The sequence below is a fragment of the Nocardioides sp. NBC_00850 genome (assembly GCF_045207335.1).
GTDB lineage: Bacteria > Actinomycetota > Actinomycetes > Propionibacteriales > Nocardioidaceae > Nocardioides.
In genome coordinates this window covers 3,669,175-3,696,171 of record NZ_CP108845.1, presented here as the reverse complement: position 1 = coordinate 3,696,171, position 26,997 = coordinate 3,669,175, and the positions used below count along the sequence as shown (strand labels likewise).

Here is a 26,997-nt window from a genome sequence, read left to right as displayed (position 1 = left end):
GACTCGACATGCGCTTCATCACCATCAGCTCCCGCCACCTCAGACTGGCGGCTGCATCCTTGGCCACCGCGACGGCGCTCCTGACGCTCACGCCCGGTGCCGCGCAGGCGCATCACGGCTTCGACGACTTCGACACCGACCGCCTCTACTACATCTCAGGCACCGTCTCGGATGTCCGCTGGGGCGAGCCCCACTCCTACTTCACCGTGACGGTCAACAGCGACATGCCCGCTGACACGCCCGAGCTTGACCTCCCTGAGCAGCTGCAGGCCCCCGAGGACAGCGGCCCCATCGACGCCGCGCCGTCATACAGCGGGTCTCATGACGCGCTGGCGGTCACGATCGCGCCTCCGAGCTTCACGGGAATGTGGGGCCTCGACCGCCCGCTCGAGGACGGCGAACGGGTCGAGGCCGTCGGCTACGTCGGCGAGAGCCACGACGACGAGTTCCGTCCGGTCGTGTTCTGGGTCGAGGACGGCAACCCTGTCAACCAGGTGCTCGGCAGCGAGCTCCCCGCAACCCCGCTGCCGACCCCCTACCCGGAGGGTGACGCGCCGGCAGAGTCCTCGTCGACCGACACCGACCAGGATGTCCCGACCGCATCGGAGTCCGACGCTACGTCCCCGGTTGCTGTATGGGCCACGCTCGGTGCCGCACTTCTCGTCGTCATCATCGCCGGAGCTGTCTACATGCGCGCGCGCTCGCGCCGAGGATGATGGGGTCCGCGATGGACGGCATCTACTCCTGGCTGGAGGAGACCTCGCTCGCTGAGGCGATCCGCGGCACGGCCTACCTGTATCCGATGCTCGAGAGCGTGCACATCATCGGCATCGCCCTCCTCATCGGCCCAGCGGCCGCGTTCGACCTTCGGCTGCTGGGTCTCGGCCGACAGGCACTACGGGTGACGACCGCGGCCAAACACCTCCTCCCCCTCTCACACCTCGGCTTCATGATCGCGGCCGTCACCGGTGTGGCCATGTTCCTGCCTGGCGCGAACCTGCTCGCCGACCGCGGCAGCGCACCGTGGAAGCTCGGCCTCATCCTGCTGGCCGGTCTGAACATCCTGATCTTTCACAGACACACCTACCGCAACGTGACCGATTGGGATGTCGACCGACCGACCCCCGCCGCCGCCCGCTTCGCCGCGGTCATCTCCCTCACATCGTGGTCAGGTGTCACGGTCGCAGGCAGGCTCCTGGCCTACACGTGACTGGTACGGCAAGAGAACGGAGGAGCGCCTCGACCACTGCAGCCTCTTAGGAGAGCGCTCGTTCCCGCAACGCGAACTTCTGGATCTTCCCACTCGGCGTGCGAGGGAACTCGGACAGCACCCGTACCGCCTCCGGCCAGAACTGTTTGGCCACATCGTGGGCGCCGAGGAACGCTCCTAAGTCTTCGACGGTCAGGCCTGAAGCGTTCGGCTGCAGGACCACGCAAGCACATGCCGTCTCGCCGAGTCGCTCGTGCGGAAGCGGGACGAGAGCGACGTCCTTGATGTCAGGGTGGGTGACCAGGATGTTCTCGATCTCGACGACCGGGATGTTCTCACCGCCTCGGATGATGATGTCCTTGGTGCGGCCGCAGATGCGGATGTGCCCTCGCTCGTCGAGGAGTCGCGCGCGATCGCCCGTCTTCAGATAGCCATCCGTGGTGAGGCTTCCGGCGTCGATGTCAGGGCGCTTGTAGTAACCGAGGAAACGGCCCGGTCCCCGAATGATCAGGTCACCTTCCTCACCAACTGCAACCGGATTGCCCTCGGGATCCACGACCTTGACGTCGGCGGACCCGACGGGGCGGCCATCACTCGTGCTGGCGAGCACCGGCTCATCCTGCACGGCGGTGGCGGTGCCGACGCAGTATTCGCTCATCCCCCACACTGCCACGACCCGGCACCCGAAGCGCTGAACGGCACGTTCGACCAGCGACGGCGGGATCGGGGCACCACCGCACACGAACACGTCGGGGAACACCACACGCGCCCGCTTGCCCGCACGCTCGAGCAGGTCATTGAGAAACGGGGTCGCCCCCATCGTGAAGGTCACCCTGTATCGGTCAACCAGATCGAGTGCCTTCTCCGGGTCCCACGACTCGAGCAGAACAACGTCACCACCGCCTCGCAGGGGCATCAGGATGCCCCAGGTGAAGCCGGTCAGATGGCCGAATGGAGACATCACCAGCGAGGTGAGCCCGCCGCCGAACCCGGCGTGCTCGACGAGGTCGTCGATCACAGCGTGCATGGTGGCGTGGGAATGCATCACGCCCTTCGACTCGCCCGTCGTCCCAGACGTGAACGCGAGGACAGCGACGTCATCGACCGTCACGTCTGCCGGTTCCACCGGGGTCGGCGTCGTCGCCAACAGCTCCTTGCTCGACACCACCCCGGGTTCCTGATTGTCCCCGACGCTCACAATCGTCGTCAGGTCCGGAAGGTCGGCGGCCATCTCGCTCACCATCGCTGCGTATTCGAAGCCGCGGTAGACCGACGGCACCACGACGACTTTGCAGTGTGTTCGCTCGAGGACGAACCCGAGCTCGCGACGGCGGTAGATGGTGGTGACCGGACAGACGACCGCTCCGATCCGGGACGCTGCGTAGGTGTAGATGACAGCCTCGGTCCAGTTCGGGAGGACAAGACAGATGACGTCGCCTCTGCCGAGTCCCAGGTCCGCGAGATGAGCGCTCACTCGGACGATGTCCGAGAGCAGGTCCTCGTACGACAGCTCGACCCATTCCTCGCCGTTACGGAGCCCGGTGAGTGTCCGTCGGCCCGGTTCAGCGTGCTCGCCCCACCGTTCGAGTGCGCCGAACAGCGTGTCGACACGGCGCTGGTCGGCTTGAACCACCTGTGTTTCCTCACCCTGGTCGAACATCGTGTCCTCCATCCTCTCCAGTGCCATGGGTCAGGGGACGAACACGCCCTTGCCCGAGGTCTGGCGGTCGAGGAGCTCGTAGGCTTCGACCGCGTCGGCGAGCTGCCACGTCTCGGTGAACAGCGCGTCCACATCGATACCGCGCTGGACCACGAATCGCGCACAGTCCTCCATCGAGGCCATCGACATCGTCCAGGAGGTCACGCCTTTGATCTGCTTGTAGAGGTGCTCGGTCAGGTCGAACTGGATCGTCGATCCGACTCCGACCCAGCAGGCGGTGCCCCAGAGGTCGAGGACGTGCAGGGCGTCCTGGGCCGCGGACGACGCCCCCGAGGTCTCCAGGCTCTTGCTGACTCCGCGCCCGTCCGTGAGGTCGCGGACGGCGTCGGCGACGGAGTCGACCTCGGCAGGATTGATGGTCAGGGAGGCGCCGAAGTCACGCGACCTCTCGAGCCTCGACGGTGCGATGTCCAGAGCAATCACCCGCGCGCCCATGGCCGAGGCCAACTGCGTCGCCGCAAGCCCGACCGGACCCTGACCGAAGATCCCAATGGTGTCCTCACCGCTCAGCTGAAGCCGGCGGAGCGCGCCCCAGGCCGTGCCCGTCCCACAGCCGATGGCGGCAGCAGCGAGGAACGACAGCCCCTCAGGCATGGGGAGAACCGAGGTGAACGGCACGGTCATGAAGTCGGCGTGCGAGCCCTGCGCGGTCGCGCCCATCGCCGTCGCGCCGTCACGACACATCTGAGTCCATCCGGACCGGCACTGGTCGCAACGACCGCATCCGAAGTAGTGGTGCACCATCACAGCGCGGCCGATCCACTCGTCCGGGACACCCCTGCCCACGCTGGCGACGACGCCAGCCGGCTCGTGGCCGCCGATCAGTGGTTGCTCACGTCGAGGACCGCGGTATGTGTGCAGGTCCGATCCGCACATGCCGGAGGCCCGCATCGCGATGACGACCTCGCCGTCCCCAGGTACGGGGTCGGGGAACTCCGCAACTTCGATCTTTCGCTCGCCGTGAAACAGTATGCCCTTCATCATTCCCTCTCATTTCCCGCTTTTGGTTCAGCCCTTGGCCACAGCCGCTTGTTCAGCAGCTCCTCGCGAGGCGGAATCGTCGTAGATCGAGGACCGAAGGTTCAGATGCTTCGTCTCCGGGACGAGGAGCACACCAGCCAGACCAAACGTCCCAATGAGTGCCATCGCGTAGATCGCTGGAGCCACAGGGCTTCCGGTGAGACCGATGAGTGCGGTCGCGATCAGTGGCGTCGTACCGCCGAACAGGGCGACCGACACGTTGTAGGCGATGCCGTGGCCGCGGCATCGCATCGCGGTTGGGAAGAGCTCGACCCAGCCGACGAAGGCGGCCGAACCGTACATAGCGACACCGATCGCGAGAAGCGCCTGACCGAGGAACGCGGTCACCAGACTGCCCGCATCCGCGAGCAGGAAGGCGGGCACGGCCATCACGAAGAGCCAACCAGCCCCGGCAGCGAACATCGCGCGTCGCCCGAACCGGTCGCTGAGCCGTCCCATCAACGGCAGGAGGATTGCCAAGGTGGCCACAGCGGCCGCGTTCGACAGCAGGGCCCGCGTCGGAGACAGGCCACCCTCGACCGCCACGAACGTATACATGTACCCAGTGAGCAGGTAGGCCCCGACCGCCATGGGCGGCTGCAGCAGGGTCACGAGCAATACCGAGCGCCGGACCTGAACCGCGGCGCCGAGCCCCTGACTCGCTTGGTCGGACCCAGCAGAGTCCTTGGACCGAGCCTCGGCCATCGCCTCGACGAACTCCTCAGGGTCCTCCAGCGTGCGTCGTAGGTAATAGCCGATACCCGCCACAAGGCCACCAGCAAGGAATGGGATGCGCCAGCCCCACTCCTCGAAGGCCTGGTCGCCGAGGATCAGTCGGATACCGAGGATGACCACCGCTACGATCGCGGCCGGCCAGTACGCCCACGCCATGACCCTGGTCATCCACGTCGCACGCCGTCCGTCGGGCGCAGACTCGGTGATGAAACTCTCGACACCAGTCGTCTCCCCGCCGATCGAAAGCCCTTGGAGGAGCCGACAGCACACCAGTAGCGCCGGCGCAACGAGGCCGATGCTGGCATAGGTCGGGAGAAAGCCCATCAGCATCGTCCCGCCACCCATCAGGACGACGGTCCACTGCAGCACCGAGAGCCGGCCGAACCGGTCCCCGACATAGCCGAAGATCATTCCGCCGAACGGACGGGCGACGAACGAGAGCGCATAGACAGCGAAGGTGCTGAGCATCGCCGCGACGGGATCGGCTTGGGGGAAGAAGTGGACGGCCAGCGTCGGCGCCAGGAGAGCGTACGCCGTGTAGTCGAACTGCTCGCCGAAGTTGCCGACAGCACCTCCCATCAGCTTCCGACGGTCACTGACAACTTTCACGTTCACGTGATACTCCTTCGATACCTGTCTTCGTTGCATACCGACCAGGCGCATTCCTGCGTGGCCGGGGACTGATCAGACGTGCCGGTTCCAGCCGCCATCGACGTAGACCCGCTGACCTGTGACGTAGCCAGCGAGCGGCGAGGCCAGGTAGGTGATCAGATTCGCCGCGTCGGCCGGATCCCCGAAGCGCTGCGCAGGAATCTCTCGCTCGAGCCACGCCTGCTGGTCCTCCGCCGTGGGGACGAACTGAGGAATGAAGTTGTTCCGGATCTGTTCGGTCATCAGGTAGCCAGGCGATACGCAGTTGACGGTGATCCCGTCCTTCATCACCATGCGCGCAAGCCCCTTCGCCCACATCAGAACGGCACCCTTGGAGGTCAGCGACCCGCTGACGTGCGAGGGCTCGGAGGTGGCGGTAAGACAGATCACCCGTCCGAAGCCCCGCTCCTGCATCCCGGCGATGAAGGGCGTCGTCAGCCGTCGAGGGGTGTCGAAGTTCAGCCTGAAGGCCTCGCTCCACTCCTCCTCCGTCGTATCGAGATCGAAGGGCCTGGCCTGCCCGAGGTTGTTGACGACGATGTCGACACCGCCGAACTCGCCCATGACCTTCTCCGTGACCCGATCGAAGGAGTCTCCGTCGAGAAGATCGTCGACGATCACCAACGGCGGCCGGTGACCGTCCGCACTGATCTCCTCAGCCAGCTCCTCGAGGGCGGAGGCCTTGCGGGCCACCACGATCGTCTGCACGCCCTCGCGCGCCAACGTCTTCGCCGTCACCCGGCCGATGCCGGCACTCGCGCCTGAGATCAGCGCGGTCTTACCACTCAGATTCAGATCCACAGCGTTTCCTACCTCTCCATGAGTTCGCGTGCCTAGCTGTTCGTCTGGTCGTCCGCGCTCTCGACGTACCACTCGGCCATCAGCTGGCTCTGGTCGGCCTTCGGCCCGAATCGCTCTACTGCCAGCTCGGTCGACCTGCGGACGAGGTTCCCGACCGGCATCTCGTGTCCCAGTGACTCCGCCAGCTCGGTGGCCAGGCGTACGTCCTTGAGCATGAGCTCGAGCGTGAAGTTCTGGGGCTTGTACCCCTCGCCGGAGAGCAGCAGCCGAGGATAGGTGACCTCTGTCGCATAGTTGCGGCCGCTGCCCTTGTTGATGACGTCGACGACGACCTCCTGCGCCACACCGGCCGCGACTCCCAGACGGATCGTCTCCAATGCGGCGAACCGGTTGCACGCGTTGAGCAGGTTGTTGACGAGCTTCATTGCATGTCCGGCTCCGACAGGCCCCACGTGAACGACCTCGTCGGTCACTTCCTTCAACAGGGGCTCCACGCGGGCGAAGACGTCGTGATCCGCCCCGACCATGAGCAGAGCCGTGCCCTCGTACGCGCGCGGCACGCCACCGGCGATGGGGCAGTCGACGTAGGTGACGCCACGCTCCCCCAACGCCGCGACGAGCTCGACATCTGTCGTCGGCGTTCCGCTGGTGTTGTCGATGATGGTGGTGCCAGGAGCAAGCCGCGCGGCGAGTCCATCAGGGCCGAGCAGCAGGTCGGTCACCTGCGGTGGACCCGGAAGGCAGATGAAGATCGTCCGGCACTTCTCGGCGATCTCATCCGTGTCCGCGAACCGGGCACCTGCCACCACCAGTTCCGCGGCAGCATCCGGGTTGCGATCGTTGACCAGGAGCTCGTGCTTGAGCAACCGGCTGGCGATCGCGGCGCCCATCGCGCCCACGCCGATGAACCCAATCGTGTCCATGCCCATTACGTCCCTTTCCTATATGTCTGACATCGCCGAACTGGCCGGACCCAAGCGGCGCCTCTGCGGTCGACGAGCAGCACGTGGCCCACAGCTAAGAAGAAGTGCTCAGGCAGCCCTGTCACGAACGGTATGTCCGGCATCTTTCCCCGAAGCAGTGGTTGTCGTCACATCTCGTATACTGTCAGACTATAGTCACATTGTGAAGTGACGTACCAGACAGGATCGAGGCAAGGCATGGCCGCAGATGCACGAGACGTCTCCCGCTCCATGGCGGAGATGGCAGCAACCGTCACGCTCGACGCGCTGAGCGGACCGGCGCTCGAGGCGGCCAAGATGAGCATCCTCGACACTCTCGGCGTGGCCCTGGCGGCTAGCGGTGTCGAACCCGCGGTGCAGGGCCTCGTCGATCTTGTCGGCGAGGACGGCGGACGAGCGGAGTCCACCGTCTGGGGTCGTGGCATTCGAGTGCCTGCAACCAACGCCGCGTTCGCCAACGGGGCGATGGCACACTGCCTCGACTTCGACGACCAGACCCCCTGGGGCCAGCATGCCTCCAGTTCAGTCGTACCCGCGGCCCTGGCAGTTGCTGAGCGCGTCGGAACCGTCCGCGGAGCTGATCTGATCGCCGCCGTGGCGGCCGGTCAGGACATCTTCGCCCGCCTCCGCTGTCACGTCGGCTGGCGCAAGGACTGGAACCTGTCCAGCGTCGCCGGCGTCTATGCCGCGGCCGCGGCCGCGGGTCGAGTGCTCGATCTGCCTAGCACCACTTTGCATCACGCCCTCGGGATCGCCAGCCAGCAGTCAGCAGGCATTGCGGAGGTGATCACCGGCACGGGCAGTGACCTGCGGTGCGTGTACGCCGGCTTCTCCGCCCGCGGCGCGGTCACCGCGGCGCTCTTGGCCCAACGGGGTCTCACTGGAGTGGAGATGCTGTTCGAGGGACCGTACGGCGTGTTCAACACCTACTTCGGTGGTCGCCACGACCGTGACGCGATGCTCGCCGACCTTGGCACCGACTTTCGCGGAGCAGGCACCCTCTACAAGCTGTGGCCATCGGTGGGGACCTCACACAGCCATATCCACGCGACGATCGAGCTCCTGGCAGAACACCATCTCGAGCCTGAGGACATCGACGAGATCCGTGTCTTCGTAGGCGACTATCACGATGTGATGTGCACTCCGCTCGATGCTCGACGGGCGCCCGAGACGCTGGTCGACGCGAAGTTCAGCCTTCCCTTCTTGGTAGCTCTGGCAGCGGTTCACCGATCAGTGCGGGTGGCGCACTTCACCGATGCGGGCCTGCACGATGCCCGAGTCCGTTCATTGGCCGCCAAGGTCACGCCGGTCCTCGACGCGTCGCTGGACTGGAAGCTCGAGCTCCCTCCCGGACGCGTGGAGGTCGTCACCAACGACGGCCGCAAGTTCCAACGGGAAGGCTCGGACTATCCGGGCAGCCAGCAGGCACCGACCAGCTGGGACCAGCTGGCCCAGAAGTTCCGAGAGTGCGCGGCGGTCGCCGCACACCCACCCACCCCCGCGAACGTGGAGTCCGTGATCGACCTCGTCCGGGACCTCGAGTCGGTCCCAGACGTCGCCGCGATAGTTCGCCGCGTCTAGCCGACAGGCCCCTCTGTCACTCAAACCGCAACGAAGGCGTGCAAGCCGCACCTGACCTCGCCACCTATGAAGGGATCCAGAATGTCACCCGCCCCATCCCCTGACACGGCGTCCGATGCCCGCCCGCTGACCGTCCTGGTCACCGGCGGCGCAGGCTTCGTCGGCTCAAGGGTCGTAGAACTCCTCTCGGAGAGGACCGACCACCGAGTCATCGCGCTCGACGTAGCTCAGAACGCCCGGTCCGAGGAGATCTCTCGACTCCCGAACGTCGAGTTCCGTGCCGCGGATCTGCGAGACGTCGAAGCCCTCGATCCGATCGTCGGCGAGGCCGATGCGATCGTCCACCTGGCGGCCGTACGCACCCAGGCGGCCGCAGCCCGGCCCAAGGACGCGCACGACGTGAACGTGGGCACGACCTACGACCTGCTCACACTCGCGACCCGGCACGGGCACTCGCGGTTCGTCTTCGGATCCACCAACACGCTCTACGGCCCCTACGCCGACGCCGATGCCGCCCCGTTCAGCGAAGATCAACCGTGGGTGTGTCGCGGCATCAACATGTACGCCGCAACGAAACTGGCGAGCGAGGCCTATCTGGAGGCATTCACCGGGCTCGGAGGGCCGTCGTACCTCGCATTGCGGATCGGCCCGATCTACGGCCCGCGGGTGAGTCCCGGCTCGAACGGATCGATGTCGATCGACATCCTCCAGGCCCTCGACGCCGGCGAGCGGCCGTCACTGGCCTGGACCCCTGACTCGATCCATTCCTTCGTGTACGTCGACGACGTGGCCAAGGCGATCCTTGCGTCGCTTTCCGCCGAGCAGGCCAATCTGGCGGTCAACGTGGTCGGAGCACCGGTGACGACCGAGGAGTTCTGTCGCCGGCTGATCGAGCTCTACGGGCACGACCCGTCGCAGATCGATTGGCGCGGTGAGCGCACCCGGTATCAGCGGGTGAGCCAGGACCGCATGCGGGACGTGCTGGGCTTCACCCCCGAGACCACACATGACGAGGGGCTTCGCGCTGTCATCGAGTGGTATCGCGCGCAGAAGTGATCTGAACGACGGAGCGGTCCGAGTCATCCCTGGCGGGACGACTCGGACCGCTTCTGATTTCGCCGAGGATCCGTTGGGCTCGGCCTAGGACATGCGCGGCACGGTGAGCGCGAAGATCCGGTCCACGGAGGACTCGGCCTCGAGACAGCCGATGGCACGCAACAGCTCGTCCGCCTGCTGCTGTCCCAACAGCGACTGCGTCTGACCGAGGAACTTGACCGTGAACTCCTCCTCACTCATCGGCGTCAGAGGATGACCTTTGGGGTTCACTCCCTCGAGAACCACCTCTTTGCCGTCCTTCAGCTGGATCTCGAAACGGCAGGCCATCTTCCACGGGAAGCTGGCGGTGTAGTCCGGGTCCTCGATGAGCTCGATCGTGTCGGTCACTCCCAGCACGTCCTCGGCCTGAAATCGCGTGGGCTCGAACGTCTCGTGCGTGATGTTGCCATCAAGCAGAGACGCGGCGATCAGGTACGGACCGCTGTGATCAGCGGTCTCGCGGTTCGTCGGCTTCCAGATCGCCGGCTCCGAGTCGCGGGTGACGACCGACTTGCTCTCCATGTAGACCTTCATCGACGCGATCTCGAGTGGGTCGATCGTCTCTCTCACCTCGATGGCCATCTGCACCGGCAGCTGCATCTCGTAGCGCAGTGGTAGGTGCTTGAAGTAGGTGTTCTCGATCCGGAACTGGTGATCCGGTCCACCGAACGGGCCAAGGGAGAACTGGTGATCAAGCTGACGCATGAAGCCACGGGAGCCCTCGAAGGCCATCTCCGGTCCGGTGATCCCCGCCTCTGCCAGCAGAGCGGCGAAGAGGCCGTTGCGACTTCCGTTGGGGCCGGCCAAGCCCTTCCAGTTCGAGATCGAACCGACCCGAGACTGGTAGAGACAGATGTTGGGTACGACGGCCAGGCGCAGGGCGTTGGCCACCTGCTCGGACGAGAGCCCGAGGAGCCTGGAGGCCGCGGCCGCGGTGGCGATGCTGTGGAATGTCGGGTGGTCCCAGCCGTTGCCCCGGATCACGACCTCGTCGACCAGCTGGCCGCAGACCTCGTAGGCGATCACGAGGCCAAGGATCGTCTCTGCACCAGTGGCGCCGGCGATCTGAGCGGCGGCCAGCACTCCCCCGATGTTGTCGCTCGGGTGCGGGCCCGTGTCCCCATGGGCGTTCGACTCGTCCGTCCCGAAGTAGTCGTCGTTGAAGTCGAGGCATCGGATGGCCGAGCCGTTCACGAATGCCGCCATCTCGGGGGTCGTCTGGATCGACGTACCGAACAGCGTGGCCGGACGTGTGCTCGTCGCCGTCGCCGCAACGGTTCGCAGCGCTCGGACGACGTCGGTCTGCGCTCCTGCGATACCGCATCCGACCGCATCGAGGAGACAGCGCTTCGCCGCCGCGCGAGCAGTCTCAGGCACATCTGCGTAGCTCACTTGAGTGACGAACGAGGTGAAATCTCGGACCACCGAGTCGGCGATCTCCCTGAGTGGATGGGTGACGGTCATCAAGTGTCTTCTTTCGCTCGGCCGGAGTGGAACCGGCATGCACGGAGGTGGTAGGGCGCTCGCTGTGGGGCGCGTGCACCGCGGGGCCGCTGGCTCACAGAGCGATCTCCACATCGGGCGCCAGCCCGATGGAGCGCATCTCGGTGTAGGCCGAGAGCCCCTCCGGACCGTTCTCCCGACCGAGACCGCTCTCCTTGAAGCCGCCGAACGGAGCACCGAGCCCGATCGCGGAGCCGTTCAGCTCCACCGCGCCGGTACGCAACTGCCGGGCGATGGTGAGCCCGCGCTCGACGTCGGTGCAGAAAACGGCGCCGCTCAGACCGTAGGAGGTGTCGTTGGCGATGGCGACGGCCTCGCGCTCGTCGGCGTAGGTGAGCACGGAGAGGACCGGCCCGAAGATCTCCTCCCGGGCGATCGACATGTTGGGATCGACATCGCTGAAGAGGGTCGGCTCGACGAACCAGCCCCGCGGCTGTCCGGCAGGGCGTCCACCACCGGTGACGAGCTTCGCCCCTTGCTCGCTTCCAGCGGCGATATAGCCCTCGACTCGACGCAACTGAGCCTGGGTGACCATGGGCCCGATCTGCGTGGCCTCGTCGTGCGGATCCCCGACCGACAGGGATCCCACCATCGCCTCGAGCCGGCCAACGAGCTCGTCTCGATGACGCTCGGGAACCAGGACGCGAGTCTTGAGGGTGCACACCTGTCCGCTGTTGCGGAACGCACCCATCCGTAGGGCCTCGACAGTCTGGTCCAGGCCCGCGTCGTCGAGCACGAGCGCCGCTGACTTGCCGCCGAGCTCGAGACTCACCCTGCGCAGGTCATGCCCACACAGCGAGGCGATGCGACGGCCTGCGGCCGTCGAACCGGTGAAGGTGACCTTGTCGACGCCGGGGTGCACGACCAGGGCCTCGCTCGCCTCACGATCGGCCGGCACGACGTTGACCACCCCGGGCGGAAAGCCCGCACGCTCGATGAGCTCCGCGAAGAGGAAACCGGTGAGCGCCGTCTGGGGTGCGGGCTTGAGCACCACGGTGCATCCGGCCAAGAGCGCCGGCACCACCTTCTGGACGCTGATCCCCAGTGGCGAGTTCCAGGGGACGATCGCTGCAACCACGCCGACGGGCTCATGGGACACCAGCGCCCTGCCCGTGCGAGCGCTGCGGATCTCCTGGAACGGGAAGTCGCGAGCGACGTCGAGATAGGCATCGATGATGTCGAGGGGTGCGCCTGCCAGGATGGCGCGCGACTGTGTGATCGGGCAGCCCATCTCGTCGGTCATGAGCTGCGCACTCGATTCCTGCTCTTCCTGGAGCAGCCTACGCAGATCGACGATCAGGGCGACGCGCTCCTCGAGCGATGTTCGCGCCCACGGGCCCTCATCGAACGCACGCCGGGCCGCGGTCACCGCCGCATCGATGTCGGCTGGCGACCCGGCCTTGAAACGGGCGAGCACCCCCTCCGTCGCTGGAGAGACGACATCCAGCGCCTCCCCCGAACCTGTGACCCAGGCCCCATCGATGAACAGATCCGAACGGCCTTGCCAATCCATGCTTCCTTCTCTCTGATGCGTTGTCTGCGTGTGAGGTTCGAGAACACCACCGCGATCACTTCTGTCCAAGCACGGTCGTCTCCATACCCGGCGCCGGACTGGCCGCCTCGGCGCCGGCAACGGCGGCCGCCGGCGCAGGCGGGGTGTCGTCCAGATCCCCGGCGGACACGTCGCGGGGCACCGGCCACACGCTGCGGCTGTCGAAGACGGCACAGACTTCCTCTCCCGGGGAGAAGCCCTCGATCTCGGTGGGGAGGACCTGGGCACGAGCCTTGAACTCACCGACCGTCAAGAAGACGTCACACAGGTTTCCGGCGTACACGATGTCGCGAATCCTGGACGGCAGCGCAACGACCGAGTCGTTGGAGTCGACCTCGGATAGCCGCTTGATTCGGATGCACTCGGGCCGGACCGAGAGCATGACCGATTCACCGGTCGCGATCCCTGGCCGGACCCTGCCCGCGACGAGCTGGGCACTCTTGGAATCGAGCCGGTAGGTCGAGACCCCTCCTGAAACTCCCACCGTCTCGGCACGTGCCGGGAGCAGGTTGCTGAATCCGACGAACTTGGCGGCGAACTCCGACGCTGGAGTCTCGTACAGTTCCCGAGCGGTGCCCTGCTGAACGATCTCACCACCGTTCATCAAGACGATGCGGTCCGAGATGACCATGGCCTCAGCCTGGTCGTGGGTGACGTAGACAGCCGTCGTTCCTACGCTCTTCTGGATCCGTCGCAGCTCGAAACGCATGGTCTCGCGAAGCTTGGCGTCCAGGTTGCTGAGCGGTTCGTCGAACAGCAGGACCCCAGGTGCCGCCGCCAAGCTGCGGGCCACCGCCACACGCTGCATCTGGCCACCGCTAAGCTGGGCGGGCAACCGGTCCTCGAGACCCTCCAGACCGACCACGCCCAGGACCTCGGAGACACGCGCCTTGATGCGCTTCTTGTCCCACTTGCGCAGGCTCAGGCCGTACGCGATGTTCTTGAACACGGTCATGTGCGGCCATAGCGCGTAGGACTGGAAGATCAGACCCACGTTGCGGCGCTCGGGCGGCACCGTGTAGCCCTCACGGGACAGCACCTTCTCACCGACGGTGATACTTCCACCCTGGATGTCTTCAAGGCCGGCGAGGGACCGGAGCAGGCTGGTCTTGCCGCATCCGCTGGGCCCGAGAAGGGAGACGAACTCGCCTTCCTCGACCTGAAGCGAGATGCCGCGCAGCGCTACGAAGGTGCCGTAGTCCTTGACAACGTCATCAATGATTATTTTGGACATCAGCTTTGCCTCTCAGAAGCGGCGAGCACGTTACTTGCCACGCGGGAACAGGTTGACTCGGAAGACCAGCGCCGCGATGGTCACCGCCGCGAGGATGAGAGTGGACTCGATGATCGCGAGGGCCGCAGCCTTCTGGTACGCCCCGGCGCTCATCTCGTTCCACATCAGGACCGGTACGACGACCGACTTGCTGGTGTAGGTCATGATCGCGACGTTCAGCTCGCGGGTGCAGTAGATGAGGAGGAGCAACCACCCCGACAGGACGGTCGGCTTGAGGAGTGGGATCGTGATTGAGCGCATCGTCTTCGTGACGCCGGCGCCGGCCACGCGAGATGCCTCCTCGAGCCCCTTGTCGACCTGGACGATGCCTGAGGAGATGACGCGCAGGGCGTGGGGCAGGAACCTGGCGCAGTACGCGATCAGCAGCAGCCATACCGTGCCGTACACCGGGCTCCCGACGTACGCCCACAGGACCCCTACCCCGAAGACGATGCCGGGGATGGCAACGGGCAGCATGCCGACTGCCTCCATCGTGGCCCGGAACGGCGCGTGGGTCCGGTTCCGGATGTAGGACAGCGCGAACGCGATCACCACCGCGATGGTGGGGGTCGCCGAGCCGACGAAGATGGTGTTCTGGACCGCGATCTGGAACCGCGGCGACGCCAGCGTGGTCTCCCAGTTCTGCAGGGTGAAAAGGTCCCAGGAAAGATTCGGAGTGTAGTACTGCAAAAACGTGGTCAACAGCAGCGCTGCCGCTGGGAGGACGACCCCGACGAGGACGTACAAGACGGGGATCAGGAACGCCACCCACCGCCAACGCCCCAGCTTGAGGGTGACGGGGCGCGCCCCCTTGCCGCTGATGGTGACGAACCGCGAACTGGTCTTCGTCGCCCGCGCCTGCAGCAGCGTACCGACCAGCATGATGAGCAGAAGCGCGAGTCCCGCGGCTGCCGCGCCGCCCCAGTTCGGGGGCGCGGCCGTCGTGTTCTGATAGATGAAGAACGGCAGCGTCCGGTAGCCGGCCGCGGTTCCGATGAGGCCGGGGATGCTGAACATCTCCGCCGCCAGGACGAACACCATCAGGGCCGCGGACAGGATTCCCGGAAGGACCACAGGAAGCGTGATCTTGCGCATCGTGTGGAACACCGAGGCCCCACCGACGCGCGAGGCCTCTTCGAGGCTGCCGTCCATGTTGAGCATCGGCCCGAGGGTGAACAGGTACGCAAGAGGCGCGAACGCAAGCACCATCACAAAGACCAGGCCCGGAAAGCTCATGATGTTCACGATGCCGGCGCCTTCACCGAACCACTTGGTCAGGAATCCGTTGATGAGGCCAGACTTCTTCGACCCCAGCAGAACCCAGGCCACGCCACCTGCGAAGGGCGAGAGGAAGATGGGGAGCGAGACGAGCACCGAGAGCGGGCCGCGGAACGGAACGTCGGTTCGCCCCAGGATCCAGGCGAACGAGACGCCCAGGATCACGGAGAAGAGGCTGACGAGGAACCCGAGCCAGAGCGAGTTGCGCAGAGCGGTCCAGTACGACGCGGTGGTCGCCACCGTCGTGATGTTGTCCCAGGTGAACTCCGACGTGGGCGACCCCGGCGAGTCGGTCTGGAGCGCTGCATAGACCAAGTAGCCGAGTGGAAGCACGATCAGGGCGAGCGTGACGATGTAAACGGGAGTCGACAGAGTGACGTCCGACTTTCCGCGGACCCTGTCGATGAGTGTGGGCGTTGATGCAGACATCTCATTCCTTCGCGAATGGGAGGTTGGCTGTCGGTGATGCCAGGGCGGTTGCCCTGGCACCACCGACCGGCTCACTTCTCCTCAGCGGCACCCATGACGTTGTTGAAGGTCTCGTAGAGATCGTCGTAGTTCTTCTCAACGACGTCTTCCTGTACGAGGCGCGGATCCTTCGGCTCCTGCCACCACGGGGCATCGCTCACCGGAGTGTCGAACCCTTCACGCCGAGCCGACCACGCCAAGGTCTCCTGGACCGCCGCCTGACCCGACTCGGAGTAGAGCCAGTTGATGAAGACCTTTCCTGCAGCCGAGTTCGGTGCATCTGTCACCAGCGCCGAGCCGAAGGTGTAATAGGGCGCGAACTCCGCAGTGACACACTCAAGCGGCTCCCCACCGGTGTGGGCGCGGGCGCCGTAGCCCGTGATCACGTTGTATACGACGTCGTACTCGCCGGCGATCGTCTGCGGCACGGCAACATTCCCGCTGTTGTAGACGGTGGGGTCAAGCGCCGCGAGGTCCTCGAGCCAGGGCTTCCCCATGGACTTGTCACCGTAGACCCATTCCGTCATGGCGAAGCGATAGCCGAAGCCGTCGACGTTAACGACCGCCGCGCGACCCTTCCAAGTCGGATCGGTCCAGCCCTCATAGGTCTTGAGCAGAGCCGCCTCCTCCTTGGAGACGTTGTCCGGGTTGTAGCACGCGCCGCTGACCAGGTCGCTGAAGGAGTAGACCGCGTCAGGAATGTAGGTCGACTCCTCCTGAGTGAAAAGCTCGATGTCCTCGGGCGTGAACGTCTCGATGTAACCCTCATCGTTGATCCGCTCGAAAGCGGACATCCCTGCGAGCATCAGGACGTCGGCGTTCGACAGGCCCGATCGCTTCTCAGTCAGTACACGCTCGGAGACCTCGTCCCCTGTGCCCGAGACGTAACTGACGTTGATGCCAGGGAACTCCTCGTTGAAGAGCTCGACCAGCTGGTCGAGCTCGGAGTTGCTCGAGGTGCCGACGAAGACACTGAGCTCACCACCGGCGTCCACCGCATCTTCATAGAGAGCCTTCTGCGTGTTCGATACGTCTGCGCTGACCTCACCACCTCCGCCGCCACCGAACCCGGCGCAGCCTGCGGTCATGACACTGAGACTGGCGATCACCGCACATACCAATGTCGGTCGCCCTGCCCTTCGTCGTGCACGACTCTTCCAAGCCATTGGTGTCTCCTAAACAGTCGAATGTGACCCCGAGCACAGTGGTTACAACGTACCCCCGATTATTCAAGGTGGCAACTGTCTGACCGATAGCATTGAAGAGTTTTCCGTACAACCGAAGTCGTGCGCGGCCCTCTCGGACCGTCATCCATGGAAGATCAGTGGAATGACCGGCCGCCGTCGGTCGCCAATGCCGCGCCGGTGACGTAGGAGGAGTCCGAGGACAGCAGGAAGCGGATGGTGTGCGCGATCTCGATCGGGTCAGCAAGCCTCTTCAACGCGTAGTTCTCGACATTGCCGCGCTGCCCGTCAGCCATGGCGGTGTCCACCATCCCGGGGCAGATCACGTTTACTCGAACCGCTGGCGCGAGCTCCGCGGCCAGTGCCTTCGACAGCGCGATGACGCCACCCTTCGATGCTGCGTACGCGGAGTAGCCGGGCGCGTTCGGAAGCAGTCCCTGTGCCGAGGCGATGTTCACGATCGAAGCGCCACCCTCTCGCGAGAGCCAGGGAAGAGAGCTTCGCGCGACGATGTAGGTTCCAGTCAGGTTGACGTCGAGCACGCGACGCCATTCCGCCGCCGGCACGTCGGCCGCAGCGCCCCGGAACATGATCCCGGCGGCGTTGACGAGGCCGTCGATACCACCGGACGCCCCGAAATCCTGGACGCGCCGTCGGACAGCGTCCTCGTCCGTGATGTCGACCTCGAGCGCAGCGCCGCCGGTGTCACGCGCCACCTCCTCCAGCGCTTCCTCGTCGCGATCGAGGAGCCCTAGCGTTGCCCCGTCCTCGGCGAGGAGCTTCGCCGTGCACCGCCCGATCCCGGCCGCAGCGCCGGTGACCAGGATCCGCCGACCTCCCATGCCTCGTCTCGCCGCCGTCATCGCATCACGAAGGGGTTGGAGGGCGCCGTCTCGTTGGTGGCGATCACCGTGCTCTTGGTCTCGAGGAACTCCTCGATCCCGTCGAGACCGTGCTCGCGCCCGATGCCCGAGCGCTTCATCCCACCGAACGGGACCATGTAGCTGTACGTCCGATAGGTGTTGACCCACACGGTGCCGACCCGCAGGGCCTTCGACATGCGCATGGCGCGACCGACATTGGTCGTCCACACCCCGGCCACCAGCCCGTACTCGCTGTCGTTCGCCAGCTGCACGGCGTCGGTCTCCTCCTCGAAGTCCATGACCGACAGGATCGGACCGAAGACCTCTTCGCGCGCGATCCTCATATCGTTGGTCACGTCAACGAAGATCGTCGGCTCGACGAACTGGCCGCCGGACAGGCCACTGGCAGTCGCGGGACCGCCCCCCAGGAGACAACGAGCACCGTCGGCCCGCGCCACGTCGAGATAGCTCAACACCTTCTGATACTGGGGCGCGGTAGCGATCGGCCCGACGTTCGTGCTCGGGTCCCGCGGGTCTCCGAGTCGAATGTCGCCGGCCAGTTCGACCAACTTGGCCAGGAACGCCTCCTTGACCGAGCGCTGTACGAGCAGCCGCGAACCAGCGGCGCACATCTGTCCCGCGGCGCCGAAGATTCCTGAGATCACCCCGGTGGCCGCGAGGTCCAGGTCAGCGTCCTCGAACACGATGTTCGGCGACTTGCCTCCCAGTTCCAACGCCACGCGCTTTCCAGTCCGGGCCGCCTGCGCGTATATCGCGAGCCCGGTTCCCTCCGAGCCGGTGAAGGCGATCTTGGAGACGTCGGGATGATCCACCAGAGCGGAGCCAGCCTCCGGCCCGAGGCCGGTCACGACGTTGAAGACCCCAGCCGGCAGACCTGCTTCCACCATGATCTCGGCGAGCGCCAGTGTGCTGATCGAGGCGTACTCCGACGGCTTCACCACAACGGCGCACCCTGCAGCCATAGCGGGAGCGGACTTCACGGTGGTGAACCAGAGCGGCGAGTTCCAGGCGGTGAGCGCCGCGACGACGCCGACCGGTTCCCGCGTAGTGAACGCGAAGGAGTCAGGCTTCTCCAGCGGGATCGTGGTCCCCTGGATCTTGTCGGCGAGGCCCGCGTAGTAGTACCAGGCCTCAGCGACGGCGGTCAGCTGCCCCTGGACCTCTGCGAGGAGCTTGCCGTTGTCGCGCACCTCGATGTCGGCCAGCCGGTCTTTGTTCGCCGCGATGGCGTCACCGATGTTCCTGAGTACGCGGCCACGTCCGGACGCACTGAGACTCGCCCAGGGGCCGGTTGTCATCGACCGCTTCGCGGCGGCGACGGCACGATCGACGTCACCGACACTGCCTCGAGGAATCTGCGCCCACTCCTCCCCGCTGTACGGGTCAATCGAGGCAAGCCACTCGCCACCCTCGGGCTCGTCCCACGCTCCGTCGACCATCAGGCGGTACTTCGTCATCTGATTCCCATCTACGATCTGATCTCTGGGTTCTGTCTCGCTACGACCACTCACCATCTCTCGGCATCCGCCCCCTCCAGCACGGCTGATTCCTTGCCCGGATGGCCTAAGGCGGCGAGGTCGCGCCCGCCTCCCTCTTCGAGCTTGGATACGGCGACCGCCGAGACCACGATCACGATCAAGCTCGCGAACGCGACCAGTGACGTGCCACCGACGGCCGCAAGCGCTGCGGCGATGAACGGCGCCGGCGAGGAGAAGAGAAGGTTCGTGATCGTGTAAGAGAGCGCCGCCCCGGAGAACCTGACGTTCGTCGGGAACTGCTCTGCGAACAGAGCCGGCTCAGCCCCGCTGAGAAACTGGATGGACGACAGGATGAGCGTCACTATCAGTCCCATGGTGATCGGGCTCGAGCTTGCGACGCCGAAGAACAGTGCGACGCCGACGAAACAGCCGGTCAGCCCTAGATACCAGACCCGCTTTCGCCCGATCCGGTCGCAGGTGAGGCCTCCGAGCAGGGCCGCGACGACAGAGACGGCGTGGGCGATCATGAGGATCAGGAACGCAGTCTGAGACGACATCCCGATGGTCGATGACGTCAGGTAGCTCAGACCGTAGACGGCGACGAGGTAGAAGCTGAGCGTGGTTCCTGCCCAAGCCATGGTGAGCAGCGCGACCTGGCGCGGATGAGTCAGGAGCACTCGCCACCCCTTTGACTCGGCATCCGGCGCGGAGCGACCCTCCTTCGCACTCGCTTCGAAGGCGGGCGTCTCCGAGACCCGCAGCCTGATGAAGAACGCGACGGCCACGATGACGATGCTGCCGAGGAACGGCAGGCGCCATCCCCAGCTCTCGAACTGGGTGTCGGTCAGGGTTGCGCTCAGCACCACGATCGTCAGGTTGGCGAGGACCTGACTGATGGGCGAGCCGATGGTCATGATGGATCCGAAGAAGCCGCGACGCGTCGCATCGCAGTGCTCCATCACGATGAGCTTGTTCCCGGTGACCTCACCACCCAGCGAGAAGCCTTGGATCGCGCGCAACAGCACCAACACGACAGCGATACTGATCCCCTGATCCGTGGGCAGAAGACCGATAAGTATCGATGCTCCGCCCATCATGACCAGGGTGGCGAAGAGGATCGGCCTGCGACCGAACTTGTCGCCGAGGTGCCCGAGAACCAGTGCGCCCACAGGGCGCGCCACGAAACCCACTCCGAACGTCGCGAACGAAGCCAGCAGAGCGCCGGTCTCACCCATCCCACCGAAGAAGAGCTTCGGGAAGATCGTCGCAGCGAGCGCACCGTAGATGGCGAAGTCGAAGTACTCGAGCGCGTTGCCCAGAGACCCGCTCGCGACGGCCTTGATCTGTTGTGATGATCCTTTCCCGCTCGACTGCGAACGGCTGTGCGGGGGTGAACCTGTCGTCATCACATTCTCCTCGGAATGGCGGTGCCGCACCGAACTCGGTGCGTCAGACCGGCATCGTCTGAGGCGTCATGCCGTCACTGATGTGACCCCGAGCATCTATACGACGTTAAACGAACAATGACAAGTGGACAATTATCTGACCGAACTACGACGGGCGCGACCGACTGCTGCGCCGGCGATCACGCGTCCGGTCGGCGACGGGGCGACGACTGGTGCCGAGCCCCTCGCCCTACGGCGCAACGTGGAGGTCGGGCCAGGCGGACACTCTGACGCGTACCGCCATGACGCTCGCGGCACGAGTGCTCTGGCGAGTCTCCACGTCGAAGTCAGGGGCCGTGCAGAGGAAGAGTGTGCGACCGTCTTCGCCACCCAGGGCGACGGCGAAGACATTCGTGTTCTCGCCGGGTCGCACCTCGTCCGTGATGGCACCGCCCTCCACGACACGTACCGCTCGGTTGTTCCTGATGTCAGCGATCCACAGACCGCCCTCGGCGTCGAGGCAGCAGCCGTCGGGAGCGACAGCGACCTCCTTCAGAGCCTCGTCGGGCCGGGTCGAGGTGGGCAGCGGACCAAACTGCGCCCACACCCGACGGTTGACCAGATCACCACCCTCGGTGAGGTCGAAGGCCGTGATCCGGTTCCCGAACGTCTCGTTGACCAGCAGGGAGCCCTCCGGAGTGATCGCGCACCCATTGGGGAACCACACGTCCCTGGCCACCTCGGTGATGGTGCCGTCGGGGTCCACCCGATGAATCGACGTCGGAGCCATGGGCTCATCGGCGTAGATGTCGAACCCGAAGTTGCCGAGGTACGCACGGCCATGGTCATCGGCGACGAGATCACCGAGATATCCCGCGGCGTGCTGCGCGAGGTCGGCATGGACCACCATCGTCCCGTCGTGCTCGCGGCGCATCAATGTGCGATCCATCATCGAGACCACCAGCAGACGCCCGTCGGCAAGCCACCCCAGTCCGGACGGCTGATGCGGAACAGTCGCCTCGACCCGAAGGTCGCTGCCGTCCCCGAGGCACGACAGCACCTGGTACGTGTACAGATCCGAGAACCACAGACGGCCGTCACGCCACCGCGCCCCCTCTGTGAAGGTCAGGTCCGGCATGACCGTGCGTGCGGGAGCGTTCATCGTTTTCCTCAATCTGCTCGGCGTGGCATCAACAAGCCCGACATGGCGTCCATGGACGGTCATCGGTTCATGCTGGCGGCGACGAAGCTCGCTGCTGCCGGCCTCGGCGAGCGCTTCACTAATTGTCACCCAATGAACACCAATGCTATTTGTCAAACTATTGATCCTTCCGTGCCGACGTCAATAGGTAACCAGGATTTAACGGCGGCGTGCCCCGGGGTCGGGGCGTTCGTCATGGGCGGCTCCCGGCGACCAACACCGCGGCGATGTCGGTGAGATCGCGCTTGCTGGTGTCCTTGACCACGAACGTGCAGGTGGCACTCACCAGGCACAGGAGAGCGAGCAGGAGCGACATCCCGTAGCTGCCGAGGGCCTCCGTCGAGGTGACCGGAGCCGCCACAAGCGGAGGCAGCGCTCCCCCGAAGATCGCTGCCAAGCTGTAGGCGATCGCCGCGGCCGTGTACCGATATCGCGTCTCGTAGAGCTCCGAGAGGTACGACCCCGCCACTCCGTAGGCGAATCCTGAGATCAGCGTGCTGATACAGAGTCCCACCCAGAAGATGAGGAGCGACCGCGTGTCGAGTAGGGGGAACAGCACCAGGCACCAGCCGACAGCGACACAGCTGGCCGTGAGGATCACCCGGCGTCGACCGATGCGGTCGGACAACGCACCGCCGGCGACCACCCCGGCAGCCAGGGTGAGCCCGCCGACCACGGCGGCGCCCAGCACCGACGACGAGCCGAGGTCGAGGGCCGACGTACCGTAGTTCACCAGGTAGGACGCACCCATGTAGTACAGCGCGAAGGGCATGAGCAGAGCTCCACCGCCGAGCAGGATCTCGCGCCACTGACGCCGGATGGCCTCGATGACAGGGAGCTCCGTCTTCTCGCGGCGAGCACGATCCTGCTCGAAGACGGGCGTCTCGCTCGTCTTCAGCCGGATCCAGAGCCCGAAGAGGAGAAGCAGGGCGCTGAGCAGGAACGGAATGCGCCACCCGTACGACCGGAAGTCGGCATCGCTCATGGCGAGGTCCGCGATGAAGAACGTGCCGAGCGCAAGGAGGCTCGCGATGGCGCCGCCGAGGTTGGTGAACATGGACCAGAAGCCGCGCTTGCCCGCCGGAGCGTGCTCAGAGGTGAAGAGAACCGCCCCTGCCCACTCGCCTCCAGCCGCGAGGCCCTGGCAGAGACGGAGGGTCACGAGCAGGATCGGCGCGGCCGCGCCGATGGTGGCCGGGGTCGGCAACAGTCCGATCGCCACGGTGGCGAACCCCATGACGAGCATGGTGACGATCAGGGTTCGCTTGCGGCCCAGGCGATCACCGACGTGACCGAACAGGACCGCACCGATGGGACGTGCGATGAAGGCGACGCCCAGGGTGCCGAAGGCGGCAGCAGTTCCGGCGGCTTCGCCAAGAGCCGGAAAGAAGACGTGGCCGAAGACCAGGGCCGCCGCGGCGGCGAAGATCAGGAAGTCGTAGAACTCGATGACGGTCCCCATCAGGCTCGCAACCGCGACCCTGATCATGGGGACGTCCGAGGTGACCCCGGCGCCGTCACCCGGGCTTCCCCCGATTGGGGGCGTTCCCGGCTTGTTGTTCGTCTGGTTGGTCATGGCGATTCTCTCTGAACGCGATGGGATGGGGCAGGACTTCAGGCGTACGGAAGCGTGCGCTCGGTCGTGAGGTCCCACATGACGGACTTCGGCCTCGTGTAGGCGAGTACGGCTTCGAAGCCGTACTCGACCCCGTAGCCGCTGTGCTTCATCCCGCCCAGCGGCAACGTCGGGTGTGCGGCACGGTAGGTGTTCACCCAGACAGCCCCGGCCTCGATGTTCTGGACCAGGTGCTGCAAGGCCATCGCGTCGTTGCCCCACACCTGGGCGCTGAGCCCGAAGTCGGACGCGTTCGCGCGGGCGAGCGCTTCGTCGACCGTGTCGAACCTGAGCAGGCTCGCCATCGGACCGAACGCCTCCTGCATGGCTGCCGGGTTGTCGTCCTCCACGTCGGCGAGCACCGTCGGCTGGTAGAAGGCCCCGCCGTCGAGCGGCGCCCAGTCGGCGGGGGCGCCACCGGCCAGTCGAGTGGCGCCGGCGGATACCGCCGATGACACCAGGGCGTCGACGTGGTCGCGCTGGGGCTTGCTGATGAGCGTGCTCATCTGGGACTCGGGGTCGGTGGGCAGACCGACGCGGATCTCACTCGCGAACTTCGCGACCCGGGCGCACACCTCGTCATAGATCGAGCTGTGCACCAGGATGCGCGAGCCGGCCACGCAGCTCTGACCGCTCTTCACGAAGTTCGAGTGGACGGCCGACGGGACGGCGAAGTCGAGGTTGGCGTCGTCCAGCAGGATGACCGGGCTCTTGCCACCGAGCTCCAGGACGACCGGCATGATGTTCTCGGCCGACTGCTTGATGACAGATCGCCCCGCGCCCACGCTGCCGGTGAACGAGATCATTGCGATGCCGCGGTTGTCCATCAGCATCGGCCCCACGACGTGGCCGCGGCCCGTGACGACACTGAGGACGCCCGGCGGGATCCCCGCCTCGACAGCCAGCTCGATCAGCTTGAACATCAGCAACGGCGAGGTCTCGGGAGCCTTGAGCACCATGCAGTTGCCGGCCACCATCGCCGGAGCCGCCTTGAGGCCCACCATGACCGCGTTCGCATTGAAGGGCGTGATGGCGCCAACGACGCCGTATGGCTCCGGCACTCCGTAGGCGATCCGGTCGGGGAACTGGGAGAAGGTGTTGCCCTGGATCTTGTCGGCCATCCCGGCGTAGTAGCGGATCAGGCGCACGCTGGTGTCGATGTCACCCAGTGCTTCCTTCCGCAGGTGACCGACGTCGGTGATCTCGAGCTCGGCGAGCTCGTCACGGCGCTGCTCGATCAGATTGGCCCATCGGAACATCATCGCGCCGCGTACGTCGGGAGCGACCCTGCGCCAAGACTTCTCGTACGTCGCCCGCGCATCGGCGATGATCTCGCCGAGCGTCCCCGCATCCACCTCGAGCGCCTCCCCGATCTGTTCGCCCGTCGCCGGGTTCTCGAGAGGCAGGTACTCCCCCTTGTCCGGGACGATGTTGCCTCGCGCGGAGATGTAGCCAACACGGTGTCGACCGTCGATGTTTGTCATGATCTTCCTCCTCCCCCGAGATCGGGTGATCCCGCCTCGGGGCTTGTGTTTCAGTGGTGTGTTGTCTCGCCGATGGGCGTCTGGGCGCCCATCTCGGGAGCGACCGGAAACCCGGAGCTCTGATAACTGGACAGCTCGGGGTCGTGATTCATGAGCACGCGGTCGGAAAGATTCGAGATCTTCTTCAGCGACGCCAGCGAGGCGGCCGAGCCGACATGCGTTCCGGGCGGGGCCGGTAGCGTGAAGTTGTCCATCATGCAGGCCGCGTCACCCGTCACGCAGAGAAGGCCTTCCTCGGTGTTGACCAGGATGGACTGGTGCCCGGGCGTATGCCCCGGCGTCTGGATGATCCGCAGCCCCGGCAGGACGTCGTAGTGGTCGCGCTGGACGAGGCAGTAGTTCATGAAGGTGACGTCGTCGCCGGTCCACTCGATGTCGTAGGCCCACGCCTGCTCGCTGCTCGGGTCCGACGCCCATCGCCACTCCTCGTCGGACACATAGAACTGCGCCTGTGGAAAGGCCAGGTTGTTCTCGGCATGGTCGTAGTGCAGATGCGAGTTGATGACGATGTCGACGTCGCGCCGGCGCCAGCCGAGCGTTGCCAACGCCGCGTCGATCGTTTCCTCCGGAGCGATCGTGTGGGGCTGGATCCGCGACCACTTGTCGGCGTCGCGGATCCCGGTGTCGACCAGGATCCTGCGGCCGCCACCCTCGATCGCGGCGGCCCATATCGGGACAGCGAGAACGGTCCCCTCCGGATGTCCATAGACCGTCCCGCTCTTGTCGGCTCGGATCGTGCCCAACCGAAGAGCGTGGACTTCGAACGTGGTCATCATGCGGTTGCTCTCCTTCCTTGAATACGTCCGTGCGGGACTAGCGCTGGGGACTGCGTTGGCCGTGCGCCGACGTGACCAGCTTCGACAGGATCACTCCCACGATGAGCGCACCGCCGTTGAACACCGGCTGCAGCCAGAACGGCGCACCGAGAAGGCTCAGCCCGGAGAAGCCCACGGCCAGCAGCGTCACCGCCAAGAGCGTTCCCACGACGTTGAAGATGCCCGGGCGAACGGTGGTGGAACCGAGGAAGACGGCAGCGAACGCCGGCAGCAGGAGGTTGGCACCGAACGATGGGTTCGCCGCTCCGGCAAGGCCCAGCTGCAGGATCCCGGCGAGTGCCGCTGTCGCGCCGGCGAGGGCGAACATCACACATTTGAGCAGCGGGACCCGGATACCCACCATCTCTGCGACGCGCTCGGAGCCTCCGGTCGCGTAGATCTTGCTGCCGGCCGGGGTTCTCGTCAGTGCGATGTAGATGACTGCTGCGACTGCCATGACGATCCAGACGGCCGACGCCACGCCCAGGATCCTGGTCTGAACCAGATCCGAGAAGAACGGCGGGATGTTCATCGAGATCGTCTGTCCCCCGCTCACCCCCACCGTGATCCCGCTCACCGCGAGACCCACGCCCAAGGTCGCGATCAGGGACACCACCTTGAGCCGGGCGACCAGGAGCCCCGAGGCCAGGCCCACGAGTGTGCCCACCCCGATGGTGATGAGGAGCGTCATCCCGACACTCATCCCGAGCTCGCTCGAGAGCTTGGCCGCGAGAACCGCCGCGAGTCCCAAGGTGTAGCCGACCGAAAGGTCGAACTCACCGATCACGACCACCATCAACACGGACAGGGCGAGCAGAGTGGCGACCGAATTCTGCAGCGCCAGTCCTTGGAAGTTGGCGACCGTCGGAAACGTATCTGGGGCGAGGACGGAGAAGACGATGATCAGGACGACGATGAGCAGCAGGATGCTGTGACGCTGAAGCAGGCCGGAAAGAAGCTTCGTCCTGGACCCGGCACCCTGTGTAGGCACCGCCGTCGCGTCGGGGATCCCGGCTGCGGTCGTGGTGGCCCCCACGGGGCT

22 protein-coding genes are annotated in these 26,997 nt (G+C 65.6%); 4 read left to right on the top strand and 18 right to left on the bottom strand.

What is annotated here, in order from left to right; all coding sequences use genetic code 11:
- Positions 1–8: 8 nt before the first annotated feature.
- Positions 9–716 carry a DUF6152 family protein gene (locus OH802_RS17880; RefSeq protein ID WP_406020646.1) on the top strand — a complete coding sequence of 236 codons (708 nt, stop codon included), beginning with the start codon at positions 9–11 and terminating at the stop codon, positions 714–716.
- A gap of 11 nt (positions 717–727) precedes the next feature.
- The gene (locus tag OH802_RS17875; protein ID WP_406020644.1) at positions 728–1,210 is read left to right on the top strand and encodes a hypothetical protein; all 483 of its coding nucleotides are present in this window, start codon (positions 728–730) and stop codon (positions 1,208–1,210) included.
- Between the two features lie 46 nt (positions 1,211–1,256).
- Here the strand turns inward: OH802_RS17875 and OH802_RS17870 are convergent, their stop codons facing one another.
- Genes OH802_RS17870 through OH802_RS17850 form a run of 5 tightly spaced genes read right to left on the bottom strand, consistent with a single transcriptional unit; the run spans position 1,257 to position 7,060 of the window.
- A complete protein-coding gene (locus OH802_RS17870) occupies positions 1,257–2,843 on the bottom strand; it encodes an AMP-binding protein (RefSeq protein ID WP_406020642.1) in 1,587 nt (528 codons plus the stop codon).
- A 57-nt stretch (positions 2,844–2,900) separates the two neighbouring features.
- Positions 2,901–3,911: an alcohol dehydrogenase catalytic domain-containing protein gene (locus OH802_RS17865; RefSeq protein WP_406020640.1), complete on the bottom strand. Its 1,011-nt coding sequence runs from the start codon at positions 3,909–3,911 to the stop codon at positions 2,901–2,903.
- A gap of 27 nt (positions 3,912–3,938) precedes the next feature.
- Entirely contained in the window at positions 3,939–5,348 is a 1,410-nt protein-coding gene (locus OH802_RS17860) for an MFS transporter (RefSeq protein WP_406020638.1), read from the bottom strand.
- Between the two features lie 21 nt (positions 5,349–5,369).
- The gene (locus OH802_RS17855; RefSeq protein ID WP_406020636.1) at positions 5,370–6,137 is read right to left on the bottom strand and encodes an SDR family NAD(P)-dependent oxidoreductase; all 768 of its coding nucleotides are present in this window, start codon (positions 6,135–6,137) and stop codon (positions 5,370–5,372) included.
- Between the two features lie 32 nt (positions 6,138–6,169).
- The gene (locus OH802_RS17850; RefSeq protein WP_406020634.1) at positions 6,170–7,060 is read right to left on the bottom strand and encodes an NAD(P)-dependent oxidoreductase; all 891 of its coding nucleotides are present in this window, start codon (positions 7,058–7,060) and stop codon (positions 6,170–6,172) included.
- Positions 7,061–7,297: 237 nt separating this feature from the next.
- On the opposite strand from OH802_RS17850, the gene OH802_RS17845 reads away from it, so the two are divergent.
- A complete protein-coding gene (locus OH802_RS17845) occupies positions 7,298–8,680 on the top strand; it encodes an MmgE/PrpD family protein (RefSeq protein WP_406020632.1) in 1,383 nt (460 codons plus the stop codon).
- Between the two features lie 81 nt (positions 8,681–8,761).
- Positions 8,762–9,736 (top strand): NAD-dependent epimerase/dehydratase family protein, encoded by a 975-nt coding sequence (locus OH802_RS17840; RefSeq protein ID WP_406020630.1) that lies wholly within the window; start codon positions 8,762–8,764, stop codon positions 9,734–9,736.
- 84 nt (positions 9,737–9,820) lie between these two features.
- Here the strand turns inward: OH802_RS17840 and OH802_RS17835 are convergent, their stop codons facing one another.
- From OH802_RS17835 to OH802_RS17775, 13 genes are all read right to left on the bottom strand, one after another.
- Positions 9,821–11,239 carry an MmgE/PrpD family protein gene (locus OH802_RS17835; RefSeq protein WP_406020628.1) on the bottom strand — a complete coding sequence of 473 codons (1,419 nt, stop codon included), beginning with the start codon at positions 11,237–11,239 and terminating at the stop codon, positions 9,821–9,823.
- A gap of 94 nt (positions 11,240–11,333) precedes the next feature.
- Positions 11,334–12,791 carry an aldehyde dehydrogenase gene (locus OH802_RS17830; protein WP_406020626.1) on the bottom strand — a complete coding sequence of 486 codons (1,458 nt, stop codon included), beginning with the start codon at positions 12,789–12,791 and terminating at the stop codon, positions 11,334–11,336.
- A 55-nt stretch (positions 12,792–12,846) separates the two neighbouring features.
- The gene (locus tag OH802_RS17825) at positions 12,847–14,064 is read right to left on the bottom strand and encodes an ABC transporter ATP-binding protein (RefSeq protein ID WP_406020624.1); all 1,218 of its coding nucleotides are present in this window, start codon (positions 14,062–14,064) and stop codon (positions 12,847–12,849) included.
- A gap of 30 nt (positions 14,065–14,094) precedes the next feature.
- On the bottom strand, positions 14,095–15,810 hold the full coding sequence (locus OH802_RS17820; RefSeq protein ID WP_406020622.1) for an ABC transporter permease: 1,716 nt from the start codon (positions 15,808–15,810) through the stop codon (positions 14,095–14,097).
- Positions 15,811–15,881: 71 nt separating this feature from the next.
- Positions 15,882–16,937 carry an ABC transporter substrate-binding protein gene (locus OH802_RS17815; RefSeq protein WP_406020621.1) on the bottom strand — a complete coding sequence of 352 codons (1,056 nt, stop codon included), beginning with the start codon at positions 16,935–16,937 and terminating at the stop codon, positions 15,882–15,884.
- A gap of 233 nt (positions 16,938–17,170) precedes the next feature.
- A complete protein-coding gene (locus OH802_RS17810) occupies positions 17,171–17,875 on the bottom strand; it encodes an SDR family NAD(P)-dependent oxidoreductase (RefSeq protein WP_406020619.1) in 705 nt (234 codons plus the stop codon).
- A gap of 17 nt (positions 17,876–17,892) precedes the next feature.
- A complete protein-coding gene (locus OH802_RS17805) occupies positions 17,893–19,374 on the bottom strand; it encodes an aldehyde dehydrogenase (RefSeq protein ID WP_406020617.1) in 1,482 nt (493 codons plus the stop codon).
- Positions 19,375–19,424: 50 nt separating this feature from the next.
- Complete coding sequence (locus OH802_RS17800; protein WP_406020615.1) at positions 19,425–20,801, bottom strand: MFS transporter; 1,377 nt, start codon at positions 20,799–20,801, stop codon at positions 19,425–19,427.
- A gap of 229 nt (positions 20,802–21,030) precedes the next feature.
- Positions 21,031–22,098, bottom strand: a complete 1,068-nt coding sequence (locus OH802_RS17795; protein ID WP_406020613.1) for an SMP-30/gluconolactonase/LRE family protein — start codon at positions 22,096–22,098, stop codon at positions 21,031–21,033.
- A 76-nt stretch (positions 22,099–22,174) separates the two neighbouring features.
- Positions 22,175–23,557, bottom strand: a complete 1,383-nt coding sequence (locus OH802_RS17790; protein WP_406020611.1) for an MFS transporter — start codon at positions 23,555–23,557, stop codon at positions 22,175–22,177.
- Between the two features lie 38 nt (positions 23,558–23,595).
- On the bottom strand, positions 23,596–25,080 hold the full coding sequence (locus OH802_RS17785; RefSeq protein ID WP_406020609.1) for an aldehyde dehydrogenase family protein: 1,485 nt from the start codon (positions 25,078–25,080) through the stop codon (positions 23,596–23,598).
- A gap of 50 nt (positions 25,081–25,130) precedes the next feature.
- Positions 25,131–25,913, bottom strand: a complete 783-nt coding sequence (locus OH802_RS17780; protein ID WP_406020608.1) for an N-acyl homoserine lactonase family protein — start codon at positions 25,911–25,913, stop codon at positions 25,131–25,133.
- Between the two features lie 40 nt (positions 25,914–25,953).
- Entirely contained in the window at positions 25,954–26,991 is a 1,038-nt protein-coding gene (locus tag OH802_RS17775; RefSeq protein WP_406020606.1) for an ABC transporter permease, read from the bottom strand.
- Positions 26,992–26,997 lie beyond the last annotated feature (6 nt).

Excerpts from the sequence above, each read along its gene's own strand:
- OH802_RS17880 (WP_406020646.1), top strand. The coding sequence starts at position 9 with ATGCGCTTCATCACCATCAGCTCCCGCCACCTCAGACTGGCGGCTGCA.
- OH802_RS17875 (WP_406020644.1), top strand. The coding sequence starts at position 728 with ATGGACGGCATCTACTCCTGGCTGGAGGAGACCTCGCTCGCTGAGGCG.
- OH802_RS17865 (WP_406020640.1), bottom strand. The coding sequence starts at position 3,911 with ATGAAGGGCATACTGTTTCACGGCGAGCGAAAGATCGAAGTTGCGGAG.
- OH802_RS17860 (WP_406020638.1), bottom strand. The coding sequence starts at position 5,348 with ATGCGCCTGGTCGGTATGCAACGAAGACAGGTATCGAAGGAGTATCAC.
- OH802_RS17850 (WP_406020634.1), bottom strand. The coding sequence starts at position 7,060 with ATGGACACGATTGGGTTCATCGGCGTGGGCGCGATGGGCGCCGCGATC.
- OH802_RS17845 (WP_406020632.1), top strand. The coding sequence starts at position 7,298 with ATGGCCGCAGATGCACGAGACGTCTCCCGCTCCATGGCGGAGATGGCA.
- OH802_RS17840 (WP_406020630.1), top strand. The coding sequence starts at position 8,762 with ATGTCACCCGCCCCATCCCCTGACACGGCGTCCGATGCCCGCCCGCTG.
- OH802_RS17835 (WP_406020628.1), bottom strand. The coding sequence starts at position 11,239 with ATGACCGTCACCCATCCACTCAGGGAGATCGCCGACTCGGTGGTCCGA.
- OH802_RS17830 (WP_406020626.1), bottom strand. The coding sequence starts at position 12,791 with ATGGATTGGCAAGGCCGTTCGGATCTGTTCATCGATGGGGCCTGGGTC.
- OH802_RS17825 (WP_406020624.1), bottom strand. The coding sequence starts at position 14,064 with ATGTCCAAAATAATCATTGATGACGTTGTCAAGGACTACGGCACCTTC.
- OH802_RS17820 (WP_406020622.1), bottom strand. The coding sequence starts at position 15,810 with ATGTCTGCATCAACGCCCACACTCATCGACAGGGTCCGCGGAAAGTCG.
- OH802_RS17815 (WP_406020621.1), bottom strand. The coding sequence starts at position 16,937 with ATGACCGCAGGCTGCGCCGGGTTCGGTGGCGGCGGAGGTGGTGAGGTC.
- OH802_RS17810 (WP_406020619.1), bottom strand. The coding sequence starts at position 17,875 with ATGGGAGGTCGGCGGATCCTGGTCACCGGCGCTGCGGCCGGGATCGGG.
- OH802_RS17805 (WP_406020617.1), bottom strand. The coding sequence starts at position 19,374 with ATGACGAAGTACCGCCTGATGGTCGACGGAGCGTGGGACGAGCCCGAG.
- OH802_RS17800 (WP_406020615.1), bottom strand. The coding sequence starts at position 20,801 with ATGACGACAGGTTCACCCCCGCACAGCCGTTCGCAGTCGAGCGGGAAA.
- OH802_RS17790 (WP_406020611.1), bottom strand. The coding sequence starts at position 23,557 with ATGACCAACCAGACGAACAACAAGCCGGGAACGCCCCCAATCGGGGGA.
- OH802_RS17785 (WP_406020609.1), bottom strand. The coding sequence starts at position 25,080 with ATGACAAACATCGACGGTCGACACCGTGTTGGCTACATCTCCGCGCGA.
- OH802_RS17780 (WP_406020608.1), bottom strand. The coding sequence starts at position 25,913 with ATGACCACGTTCGAAGTCCACGCTCTTCGGTTGGGCACGATCCGAGCC.